This window comes from Hymenobacter monticola (assembly GCF_022811645.1).
GTDB lineage: Bacteria > Bacteroidota > Bacteroidia > Cytophagales > Hymenobacteraceae > Hymenobacter > Hymenobacter monticola.
Genome location: NZ_CP094534.1, coordinates 3109682 through 3121562, shown reverse-complemented (window position 1 = coordinate 3121562; position 11881 = coordinate 3109682). Strand labels below are relative to the sequence as shown.

8 protein-coding genes are annotated in these 11881 nt (G+C 61.7%); 2 read left to right on the top strand and 6 right to left on the bottom strand.

Translation table 11 applies throughout. The annotated features are described in order from the left end of the window. Positions 1-3: 3 nt before the first annotated feature. Both MTP16_RS13055 and MTP16_RS13050 read left to right on the top strand, forming a co-directional pair. The gene (locus MTP16_RS13055; RefSeq protein WP_243509300.1) at positions 4-420 is read left to right on the top strand and encodes a hypothetical protein; all 417 of its coding nucleotides are present in this window, start codon (positions 4-6) and stop codon (positions 418-420) included. A gap of 19 nt (positions 421-439) precedes the next feature. Continuing rightward, positions 440-1225, top strand: a complete 786-nt coding sequence (locus tag MTP16_RS13050; RefSeq protein ID WP_243509297.1) for a sulfite exporter TauE/SafE family protein — start codon at positions 440-442, stop codon at positions 1223-1225. Between the two features lie 55 nt (positions 1226-1280). Here the strand turns inward: MTP16_RS13050 and MTP16_RS13045 are convergent, their stop codons facing one another. The 6 genes from MTP16_RS13045 to MTP16_RS13020 form a co-directional block, all read right to left on the bottom strand. Next, complete coding sequence (locus MTP16_RS13045) at positions 1281-2174, bottom strand: T9SS type A sorting domain-containing protein (protein ID WP_243509294.1); 894 nt, start codon at positions 2172-2174, stop codon at positions 1281-1283. A 545-nt stretch (positions 2175-2719) separates the two neighbouring features. Then, the gene (locus MTP16_RS13040; RefSeq protein ID WP_243509291.1) at positions 2720-3988 is read right to left on the bottom strand and encodes a PepSY-associated TM helix domain-containing protein; all 1269 of its coding nucleotides are present in this window, start codon (positions 3986-3988) and stop codon (positions 2720-2722) included. A 111-nt stretch (positions 3989-4099) separates the two neighbouring features. Then, on the bottom strand, positions 4100-6589 hold the full coding sequence (locus tag MTP16_RS13035) for a TonB-dependent siderophore receptor (protein ID WP_243509289.1): 2490 nt from the start codon (positions 6587-6589) through the stop codon (positions 4100-4102). 262 nt (positions 6590-6851) lie between these two features. Beyond that, a complete protein-coding gene (locus MTP16_RS13030; RefSeq protein ID WP_243509286.1) occupies positions 6852-9317 on the bottom strand; it encodes a TonB-dependent receptor domain-containing protein in 2466 nt (821 codons plus the stop codon). Next, positions 9295-10650: an HTTM domain-containing protein gene (locus tag MTP16_RS13025; RefSeq protein WP_243509282.1), complete on the bottom strand. Its 1356-nt coding sequence runs from the start codon at positions 10648-10650 to the stop codon at positions 9295-9297. Before MTP16_RS13025 ends, MTP16_RS13030 begins: the two co-directional genes overlap by 23 nt. After that, entirely contained in the window at positions 10650-11771 is a 1122-nt protein-coding gene (locus MTP16_RS13020; RefSeq protein WP_243509278.1) for an imelysin family protein, read from the bottom strand. Before MTP16_RS13020 ends, MTP16_RS13025 begins: the two co-directional genes overlap by 1 nt. Between the last annotated feature and the right edge of the window lie 110 nt (positions 11772-11881).

Genomic DNA, 11881 nt, shown 5'->3' with positions numbered 1-11881 from the left:
GCCATGCCGCCGGCCAACGCGACAACGGCTACTGCCTCCGGTCGAGCGCTCTACTCGGCCGGAGGCATTCGCTTGCTCTCGTTGCTATTCAATCCGGTGGTAGGCGGGGCAATGATGGCCCGAAACCTAAAAGATATGCAGCAGCCCGGTGCTGCACGTATGGCGTTGGGCGGCAGTACTCTCTACACAGGGCTCACGCTTTACCTGCTTTCTCACTTTGCACCGGCCCCGCTTTTCCCCTGGCTGTCCTGGGCAAGCAGCTTGGCCACCGGACTGGGGCTGGAAGCGTACGGCAAACGATTTATTGCTGATTGGCAGTCCCAGCCGGTGAAAAGCAATGTCAAGCCCTTCATTATTTGCCTCTCTGTGTTAGGGCTGCTGTTTGGTTTAGTCTTTTCTGCCGCAAAGCCGGGCATTTAGTAGTTCATCTCCGATTGTTATGATAGACGGCATTGCCTTGCCCTCGCTTGTCCTGTTAAGCTTTTTTGCCTTTCTGGCCGGCCTCATCGATGGCATGGTGGGCGGGGGCGGGCTCATTCAGTTGCCGGCGCTGCTGCTATTGCTGCCTCAGGTGCCGGTGCCCACGGTGCTCGGCACGGGCAAAGTGGCGAGCCTGGCGGGCACGTCGGCCTCGGCGTTTCGGTATTTGCGGGGGCTGACGGGGGTGCCCATTCGCTGGCGCACGGTGGCGGTGGCAGCCGTGGTAGCGGGTTGCTTTGCGTTGCTGGGGGCGCGGGCCGTGAGCGGCCTCAACAAGGAGCTGGTGAAGCCGCTGGTGCTGGCGCTGCTGGTGCTCATGGCCGCGTATACGTTTTGGCGCAAGGATTTTGGCAGCCTGCACGCGCCGCGTCTGCACGGCCGCCGGGAGTTGTGGACGGGCGTGGTGCTGGGGGCCAGCATCGGGTTCTACGACGGCTTTTTTGGGCCGGGCACGGGCAGTTTGCTGCTGTTTGCCTTCGTGGGGCTGTTTGGCTATGACTTTCTAGCCGCCTCAGCCTCGGCCAAGGTGGTGAACGTGGCCACCAACATGGCCGGGCTGGCTTACTTCATCTCCACCGGACAGGTGCTCTACCACGTGGCGGTGCCCATGGCCGTGTGCAACGTGCTGGGCTCGCTGGTGGGCGCGCGGCTGGCGCTGCGGCAGGGCACGGGCTTCGTGCGAGTGCTGTTCTTAGTCGTCGTCAGCGCGTTTATTCTGAAGCTTGGCTGGGAGACGTTTGCATAAAAAAACAGGCTCCGTTCAGGAGCCTGTTTTTAACATTGCCTAGAGACTTAAAAGCCTAGCGCACGCTGGCTGTTTTCACAAACCGGGTGCTTTGGCCCGTACTCAGGTCTTTCAGGAAATATACGCCATTGGGCAGGCTGCGCACATCCAGCTGCTGGCGTTGCTCCAGGGTCATTTTTGCTTCCAGTAGCTTTTGGCCGAACTGGTTGAACACGCCGAAAGAAGCACCCGCTGCACCGGTTACCGTCAGGGTCTCGACAGCGGGGCTGGGGTAAGCAGCCAATTCGGCGGCCTTGAGGGCGCTTTTCACCGCCACAATGGGGCTGAACTCTTCTTTGCCATCGGCATCGACCTGGCGCAACCGGTAATAACCCAAGGCTAGCGGATTGGCATCAACAAACTGGTACTGCTGGGGCTGGATGCTATTGCCGGCGCCTTTTACCTGGCCAATGGCCCGGAAAGCATCCGATTGGTCGTCGGCGCGCTCCACCACAAAACGGTCGTTGTTACGTTCCGACGCGGTGTTCCAGGTCAGGACCACGCCGGAGCTGGTGGCCTTGCCCAGAAAGGCCGTCAGCTCGACCGGCAGCGGGGTCACGGTGCCGTAGGCGGCAAAAATGTCGATGCTCACGCTGGCGTTGAGCAGGCCGGCGGTGCGCACCTCAATCTGGTTGATGTCGTCGGCTACGATGAATTCCAGCACCGCCTTGTTGCTGCCGGTTGCAGTCAGGTCGAGCAGCGTGCTCGCCGCGAAGTTGTCCACCGCCGTTGAGCTGCCGTTTAGGTAAGTTCGGATGCTGGTACCGGTTAGGATGCCTAGGTCCACATTCGAGCCCATTTGAATCACCAGGCCCGCTTTGGTGCCGCGCCGAACCGTCATCGGAAAGTTCATCCGCAGGCGGGACGCCCCCAGTAGCGCCGGGGCCTCAATCCGGGCCGCCGTTGTCAAAGAGTTATCGACCGCCAAAGGTTCGCTCGTGGCATTCAAGGATGAATGCACAGCGTTGGCATATCGTATTTGCTGCGCTATGCCCGAAAAAGCAGTAGCACCTAGCAGAAGAATGCCCACGAAAAAGGCACGAAGGGATAAGTAAAATAAGCGCATAAGGAAGAGACTAAATAGTTACTCTCCCGCAAAAACAATATTTCTGCCAAATGCGCTACTGTAAATCAATGCCTTGCTGGCAAGCATTTTAATAAATTCGCATTAACCACCGATAGAATTAATTTGGGAATACAAGACTCAAAGTGGGAATTGATACAACTTTTATATGTTGCTATTTCAACAATTTTTTAGCAATAAAAATGATATATCAAGCAAGCAGCAAATTATTTTAATAATTTAGGAGGAACAACAGCATCAACACTTTATATAATTAAAATAAGAAGCCGTTTTTCTAACGTTTTGCCACATTACGGCACAAAGCAAAGCAGGGTTGGTCAATTTTCGAAAAATTCGACCAACCCTGCATTTCCGTTTTATGAACTGGTTTTTCAGCTCACAGCCACCAGTTCCCGGGGCTTGCGCTGCTGCTTGCGCCGCCGGTTGAGCCACATGATGGTGCCCGTGACGGGGAAGGTGGCGCCGAGCAGCGTCATCACCAAAGCCAGCGCCTTAGTGGGCCAGCCGAAAATGGCGCCCGTGTGCACCGGCTTGAACAAGCCGCGGATGCGCTGGCCCACGGGGCGCTGGGCGTAGGTTTGGACGCTGATAACCTGGCCGGAATATTGGTCGAGGTACACCTCGTCGGTGGCGTTTTCGGTGATGGCACCGGGGCGCAGCACAGCTACCCGGATGCTGCCTTTGGGGTCTTTGGGCAGCTGCACGGCGTAAAATTCGGCATCGGGGGCTTGCTGGCGGGCCAGGGCCAGCACAGCATCGGGCGCGAAGGCCGGCGCGGCGGCCCCGGCAACGGGCGCGGCCGACTCGGGGGCTTCGGGGCGCTTCAGGGGCGAGTGGGTGAGCTTATTGATGCCCTCCCCTACCCAATCGAACGACATGCCCACGCCGGTGAGGGCGATGACGAACAGGAAAACGGACGCGTAGAAGCCCAGCACGATGTGAAAATCGTGGTTGAGACGCTTCCAGCTACTGCCCCACTTCACCTTGAGGCGAGTGCTCAAAGCCTTGCGGGCCGTGGGCCACCACAGCACGATGCCCGTGGCGAGGATGAACAGAAACGTGGTGGCACTGATGCCCATCACGAGCTTGCCCACCTTGCCAGCCACCAGGCCGCGGTGCAGCATCTCCACCGTTTTGAAAAAGTTGTCGCGCGGGTTCAGCTCGCCGGTGACGGCGCCAGTGTAAGGGTTCACGAACACGCGGGGGCCGCCGCCTTCGCCGCCCTTTCCGCCTTTACCACCCTTGCCGGGGCCTTTTTCAGGCCCTTCGCCCGCAGCGGGCCGGCTGGCGCGTTCTTGGCCCTTCTGCTCGGCAGCCGCGTTGTTGGGGCGGCTGCCCTTGCTGCCCTCGGGCGCGCCGGCGAGGCTTACCTCCACGGTGCGGGTGGGGTCGGCATATACTTTAAAGCTGCCGATTTTGGCTTTGGGTTTGTAGGCTTGCACGGCCTTGGCTACCTGTGCCAGCGAAAGGCGCGGCGTGCTGGCCGGCGCCACAAAGTAGCGCTCTGAATGCCAGGCCTGCTCCAGCTCTTTTTCGAAAGCCAGCACGCAGCCGGTGAGGCACACCCAAACGATGACCAGGCCCGAGGCGAGCCCCAGCCACAAGTGGACGGTTCGGAAAGCATATTTAAGTGGAGTCATCGGGCTTGCAGAAAACGGATTAACAAAGTAAAAAGGCGTGGCACAGGGTAAAATTAGGCACCAGGGGCTGGCCACTTTTAACGCAGCCGGCCCCTGGTGCCCGGCATCGTATTAGAGCTTATAACCAAGCGTGGCCGAGAAGGTGCGCGGCGCAATGGGATTGATGCTGTTGTCGTCGTGCAGGTTGTAACTCAGCTCGTTGAGCAGGTTGGCCATTTTGAATCGCAGCGAGAACCGGTCGTAAGTATAGTTCACCGAGGCATCGAAGAGGAAGTAGTTGGGCACGGCAATCAGCTGGAAGGCGTCGGTGCCCGCGGCCCAGGGGCGGCCGGTGGCGGGGTCGAGCAGGCGGGCGTTGCGGCCGCCCAGCCGGTCGCCCACGTAGTAGGCCGTGAAGCCGGCGTTCAGGCCGCGCAGGGTGGCGCTGTTGGCAAACACGTTGGCGAAGCTGTAGAACAGGCTAGCGTTGGCCGTGTGGGCGGGGGCGTAGCGCAGGCGGCTGCCGTTTTCGTAGAGGTTGCTCTTGGTGTAGGTGATGGTGTTGTAGCTGTAGCCGGCGATGAGCGAGATGCCGTTGACGGGACGGCTCTGCACGTCTACTTCCACGCCTTGGCTCGTGACCTCGCCGGCCAGCTCCTGCGGCGCGCTCACCCTGCTGGTGGCAAAGCGCGGGTCGGTGGGCAGAATGGACTGCGCCTGGTTGCTGTTGACGATGCGGTAGGCCGTGGCGTTGGCCGACAAGGCGCCTTTGAACAACTCGTTCTTGATGCCTACCTCGTATTGGTCGATGAGCGAGGGGGCGAGCGCATCGCCTTGCTCGTCGAAACCGGAGTTGGGCGCGAAGGAGTTCGAGTAGGACGCGAACAGCGAGGTGGTCTTGAGGGGCTGATATACCAAACCCAGGCGCGGCGAGAAAGCGTTGTCGTAGCGGAAATTTTCGGTCACGGCGGTTACCAGCACGGGGTTGCCGGCCGCATCCAGCACGGGTTTGTTGTTCGCACCATTCACCGTTGCGCGGTAATTGTACACATTGCTGGGCGTTTCCTGGTAGCTCCAGCGCACGCCGGCCAGCACTTTCACGTGGTCAATCAGGCTGATGAGGTCCTGGGCATAGAAGCCGGCGCGGCGGGTGTTGCCGAGCGTGCGCGTGTTGTAAACCAGCGCATCATACCCGCTCACGGCATTTTTGGGCGCGCCCAGCTTGCGGCTGGGGTCGATGATGTTGAGCGAATCGTAGGCTTGCGAGAGGTAGCTCAGGGCGTTGGTATTGTACTGGTCGGCGTCGGCCCCCACCAGCAGGGTGTGGCCAACGCGGCCGGTGCGGAGCGTGCCCGTCATGTCGAGCTGGGCCAGGAAGTAGTTCTCGGCGGTTTCGGTGCGCTGCAGGCTGCGCTGCCAGTTGCCATAGTTGCGGCCGGGCTTGATGACGTTGGCCGTGGGGCGGGCGGCGCTCAGCAGCTCATTGTCGTAGCGCTGGAACGAGCCCACCGCGCGCACCTGCCAAGCGTCGCTCAGGCGCGAGGTGAGGGTAGCCGTGGCGCTGGTTTGGTTGGTGGCGTTGCGGGCGTCGGCGGTGTTCAGAAAGCGGCTGCGCGAGTCGTAAATCTGGTAGTTCACCGCCCCAATGCCGTAGTCGGGCGTGCGCCGGTCGCGCAGGTAGTCGCCCTCGATGATGAGGTCGGTTTTGGGCGTGAGGCGGAACAGCAGCGAGGGGTTCACATACACGCGGTTGCTGCTCACGCCGTCGCGGTAGCTGTTGCCGCGCTCGTAGGTGCCGTTCAGGCGGAAGGCCACGGTCTGGCTCTGCCCCACAGCGCCATACACGTCGAACTGCGGCTTTACGAAGCCAAAGCTGCCCACGCGCAGCCCCACCGAGCCGCCGCGCTGAAACTGTGGCTTCTTGGTGACGAGGTTGAGGATGCCGCCGGCCGCCACGTTGCCATATAGGATGGCCGCGCTGCCCTTCAGCACTTCCATGCGCTCCAGCGAGCTTACTTCGGGCATGATGCCGTTGTTGAAGCGCACACCGTTTTTGAAGGTGTTGGAGCTACCGTAGGCGAAGCCGCGACTGCCGATTTCCTCCTGGGTGCCGCCGGTGTTGCCCATCACATACACGCCGCTCACGTTGGCCAGCACGTCGCTCAGGCGCAGGGCCTGCTGCTGCTCCAGCACGGCGCGCTCGATGGTGACGATGCTCTGCGGGTTGTCGAGCGGAGCGATGGGCATTTTGCTGGCGCTCACCACGCGCTGGTTCAGGCTTTTGGCGCCCGTCACGGTTACTTCACGTAGCTGCTGCTCGCCGGCAGCCAGGCGCACGGGCTGGGCCGCCACGCTTTGGCCGGGCTTCACTTCCACGGTCACTTCCTGCGGCGTGCAGCCTAGGCAGCTGATGGTGAGCACTTGCCAGCCGGCCGGCGCCTGCAGCCGGTAGCTGCCGTCGGGGGCCGTGTTCACGCCCATATCCGTCCCCTTGACCCGCACCGAAACCTGCTCAGCGGCTTGCCCATCGGCCAGCTCAATGCGGCCCGTTACTTCACCCATGCGGCTGTGCCGTTTTTCGTGCGGATGGTGCGGGGCACCGGTTTGAGCCTGGGAAACCATTGGCAGCAGAGAGCCAACTAAGAGGAAGGGTAAGTGTGCTGGGCGCATAGCTTATTTAGAATGATTCAAAATACGCCACAAAGGTGAAGCACTATTTAGAATGATTCCAAATAATATTTCTGTTAAAAATACTCAACTGGAAATCTGTACTACCTGCCACCCGCCAAACCATTGATTATAAATAGAAAAAGCATGACCATAAAGTCAGGCTTTTTCTAAAGCAACCCAATTTTGTAAGCCATTTCAGCGGCTTTTGTGGCTGCTACAGCTTTACCCCAACCGTGAAAAAGTAGCTGCGGCCATCGGACGGCAGGATGCCAGGGCCGGGGTAAGCCGTGGCGCGGCGCGTGAAGTAGCGCGCGTCGGCCAGGTTGTTGACGCTGGCTTCGAGCTTGAGCCAGCGGCGTTCCCACGACAGCGAGGCATCCAGAATCTGGTAGGCCGGAATGAGGCCAATGACCGCCGAGCCCCCTCCTTCCGGGGCATTAGTGGCGTCGGAGTATTGGTCCGACAGATACACGTACTGCAGCGAGGCCTTGAAGGGGCCGTAGCCGGCGCGGGTGCCCAGCTTGAGGTTGACATCGGGAACGAACTCCACGCGCTTGCCGCGCACCTCGTTCAGCTGGCTTTCCACGTAGCGGCCCCGGATGAGGGCCACATTGCCGAACACCGACCATTGCGTGCGGGCGGCCGGGCTTTCCGCCGCTGCGTCGGCCGGGGCATCGCGCCAGTGCAGCAACTCCAGTTCGCCGTAGGTTTCGAGGCCCGCGATGAAGGCGCGGCCGGCGTTGAGGCGGCGGCGGTACACGTTGTTCAGGTTGTCGTACTCCTGGATTTCGCCGATGCGGTTGCCATAGTTGAGGGCGAACAAACTCACGTCATAAGTCAGGCGGCCGGTTTTCTCGCCGCGCACGCCCAGGTCGGCGGAGTAGCCGCGCTCGTCCTGCAGGTTGGGGTCGATGACGGACGAGGGGTTCACGATTTGCATGTCGCTGAACGTGATGGAGCGGTAGTTCTGCGACACGTTGCCGTAGATTTCCAACTGCTCGCGCGGCTTGTAGTTCAGGCCCAGGCCGCCCAGCACGAAGCCGCGGCCGCTTTCGCGGTGCTCGTCCTGGCTGCGGATTTGGATGATGTTGCCGGCCAGGTCGCGGTTTATCACGTCGAGCGTGCCGTTGGAGCGGGTCAGGATGTACTCGTAGCGCACGCCCGGCGTCACGGAGAATTTCTCGCTGAGGTAGAAGATGTTTTCGGCAAACGCGGCCACGTTGTGGTTGGGGAAGCGGTAGTCGGAGCGGTTGCGGGTGCTGGCAAACTGGTCGGGGGCCACGAAGCTGAAATCGGCGCCGCGCCCAGCCGGGCCAAAGCCCTGGATGCTGTGCGTGTTGCCGCGGTAGTAGCGCGCGCCCATTAACAGCACCCCGTCTTTGCCCGCCACCTGGTAGCGGTCGAGGAAGCGCGCCTCGAAGCCGTAGTTGCGGAAGTCGCCCGTAATCAGGTCGCGCCCGATGTATTCCTCGTCGCGGCGGTCCACCTGGTTGGGCCGAAAGCCCAGCGACTTGCGCGAAGCCAGCAGCCCAAAGCCAATGAAGTTGACGTTGGCTTTCGGGCTCAGCTTCCAGTCGGCGTTCACGTTGAACAGGTTCCAGTCGACGGCAAACCAGTTGCGCTCCCGGTTAGACTGGCGCGGGTTCTGCGCAAACTGCTTGTCGTTGAGGCCGCCGGGCTGCTGGGCCAGGTAGTCCATGTGCGTGTACTGGGCGCCCACCTTCAGGTTGTCGGTGAACTGGTAACGCACGTCGGCGTAGGCGGTTTTGCTGTCGAAGTGGGAGTTGGGACGCCAGCCGTCGCCGCGCTTGTACTGCACAAAGGTGTAGTAGCTCAACTTGCCCACCGTGCCGCCCACGCTGTTGAAGGAGTTAAAAAAACCGAACGAGCCCACCGTTTGGCGCGAGGTGATGGCGGCTTTGTGGTTGGGGTCGGGCCCGCGCATCTCGAAGTTGAGCAGGCCACCAAACTGGGTGCCGTACTGCAGCGAAGCCGCCCCGCGCACCAGCTGAATGCGCTGCACGGCCTCGGTGGGCGGCGTGTAGTAGCTCTCGGGGTAGCCCAGGGCGTCGGCCGAGATGTCGTAGTTGTTTTGCCGCACGTTGAAGTTGCTGGTGCGGTTGGGGTCGAGGCCGCGCCCGCCAATGCTGAGCTGCAAGCCGCCGCCGTCGTTTTCCCAGATGTTGAGGCCCGGCACGCGGGCGTATACCTGGCGGGCGTTGTTGGTGGCGAGGTTGGCCACCAGGTTTTCGGGCACGATGACTTCCGACTTCTTGGCCGCAAAAATGGCCGTGCCTTCCACCTCGCGCAGGCGCGTTTGGCCAAAGGTGGTTTTGGGAGCAGCCACTACCACTTCTTTCAGGGTGGTTTGGTCGCGGCTGCGCAGCTCAAACGTGAAACCATCGGCCGGCAGGCGCACTTCCGTTTGCAGCGCTTGAAAGCCCAGCGCCGACACCTGCACCTGCTGCACGCCGGCGGGCAGGCCGCGCAGCTCGAAGCGGCCGGTGCTGTCGGTGAGGGCGGTGCGGCCCACGCTTTTCACGTACACTTCCCCGCCTATCACGGGCTTAGCAGCAGTGGTAAGCACGCGGCCGCGCAGCGTTTCCTGCGCCCGGGCCCCCAGGGCCAGCAGCAGGGTGAGCAGCAAGGGCAGCGCTCTATAAACCGGAAATCTCATCATCAAAGGGTAAAATCCACGGCTTCGGGGCGAAGCTTTCGGTTTGGCGGGCCAGGTCCACCGTGGGGTCGATGTAGGCCTTGCCCAGGCGCCCGTTCAGGGTCACGTAGGCATCGGCGTAAACTTGGGGATTGGTCACGCCGCGTTGGGCGTAGTAGTCGTGCAGGTAGTGGGCAAACTGCAGTATCATGTCGGGCTGGGTGGCCATCATCTTTTCCTGCAGCACGCTCAGGTGTTCCTCGTTATTGGCGAAGCGAGCCCGGCCGGTGGCTGAGTCTACTATCTTGAACTGCACCTGGCCCAGCTTTTCCATCAGCATCACGCGCCACGAAAACCGGTAGCCTTCTTCCGTCCAAAACAGCTCGCGCGGGTACAGCAGGTAGCGAAACGGCAGCAGCAACTGCACCGCAAAGAAAACGCCCAGCCCGTAGAGCAAGGCGCGCCGCGCCCCGGGTGTGTACACCAGCGGCGCGCTGGGCCGGGCCGGCGGCGCGGGCAGCCGCAGCAGCCGGCGCAGCCCGCGCAGCAGCCGCTCATGAAACTCGGCCGGGAAGAAAATGAGGGCCGCCACCATCATCACGTACGGAAACATGCCGATGGGAAAGAGAATGGCCGTGAGTACATGGAACACCACCACGGCCGCGTAGGCCAGCGGCCGGGTGCGCCGGTTCAGCAGAAAAAACGGCACCGTGAGGTCGTAAAACGCCCCAAACCAACTGAAGGCATAAGCCGTGGCCGGGTAGTTGAACAACGGCCCCAGCACCGGCAGGTCGTTTTTGGCCGGCAGCCAGATGCGCAGGGGCTCGGCGTTCAGCAGCCAGTCGGAGTTGAGCTTGGCCAGGCCGGCGTACACGTACACAATGCCCAGCAGCAGGCGCAGGGCATCCACGGTCCAGCGGGGCACCTGGTTGTGCCAGCGGCCGGGGTGGCGGGCCGCATCGAGCGAGAAGTAGCAGCCGGCCGGCAGGAAAACGAGCAGCAGCGCCGCCAGACTCACAAAGTAGTAGTGGTTCAGGTAGGTGCTTTTGTCCATGAGCTCGATGTAAGTGAAGCTCAAAAACAACCCCACCGCCGCCAGCCGGTAGTGCCAGCCCAGGGCCAGCAGCAGCGCGCACAGCCCACAGACGGCAAACAGGCCGTACGTGTACGGCCCCAGCGGCTTGATGAATTCCAGCCCGTAGTACGGGAAGAAAAACCTGGGCTGCAGGTAAAGCTCGGCAATCCAGCCCTTGGCCCAAAAGCGCACGACGCTGGCCAGTATCAGCAGGCCAAACGCCACGCGGAATACGGCCAGCGGCGCGGCTGGGGTATAGGTCTGAAAGTAGCGGGCGCGCACTAGTCGCCGTCGTTGTCGACGTAGGTGACCGAAATGCTCATGGCCGAGGTCATGTCCACTTTCAGCAGGCGCACGGCTTTTTGCATCTCGGCATAAGACTGCACGGCGTCGGCGTTGCGGGTTTGCATGGTGGTGTAGAGGTCGGGGCCCAGCGAGGCCAACTGCTGCGCCGAGGTGGCAAACTGCGCGTTGACAATCTGGGCGAGCGACTGGCCGGTGCGCGAGTCCTTGGCCCCCAGCGCGTCGAGGTAGGTCTTGAGCGAGGGCTGGCCGGCGCGGCTATTAAAGGCCAGTTGGGCTGCCGCGTGGGCCGTGGTGGCCAGCTGCAGCGGCAGCGTGCCGCGCTGGTAGTAAGCCTCAATCTTGTCGGGCTGGGGGGCCGACGACATCACGCCCGCCGGAATCCCGATTTTGCCGGTGCGCAGGAAATGCTCGTAGTAGCGCGAGTAGGCATTCACCAGCAGCGACAGCGAGCTGCCGGCGTTGGTGCCGGTGCTGTTCACGAAGGTGGTGCGGTAAGTGCCATTCCACTGGCCCTGCACGCCCGCGAGCAGCTGGTCCATCTTGGCCACCACGTCGGTGAGGTAGCGGCGCTGGTTGGCCGAGGCCACGTACGACTGCACGATGGCCGCGTCGTTGGCGCCGGTGCCGTTGAGCAGGTAGTCGAGGGCCGGGAAGCCCTGCTGCGGGATGGCCGTGGCCAGCTCAAAGTTGTAGGTACCGGAAGCAATGTTCTGGCGAATGCCGGCCGCGTCGGCGGGGTAAATGTTGAAGTGATTGACCAGCGACACGTCGGCCGCGGGGCCAAACTCAAACATCTCCACTTTCTCCCATTCCAGGTAAGCCTCACGCCAGGCCAGGCGCGTGCTGGCGAGGTTGGCCGTAGTGGGCGTGGCCGTAAAGGCCGTCGTTTGGGTTTTGAGGACGGTCAGCTTGGTGTTGAAGCGCTGGTAGCTGGGTTTCACCAGGCTGTCGGCCCAGTAGGTCACCAGGGCTTTGCGGCTCAGCTCCACGTTGCTATCCGTCGACGTGTCGGGGTTGGCGGTGTCTTTTTTGCAGCTCACCATGCCGCCCACGGCAAGTAGCACCGACAATGAACCCAGCAGAAGCGACTTTTTCATAAAAAACAAAAGGGAAATAACCCAGGCATGAAGCAAAGCCCGGAACGCGAGGCAGGGTTCCATCGAGCAAAACCTTTGCTCGAAGGAACCCTGCCCGGTGGCCCGTTAGG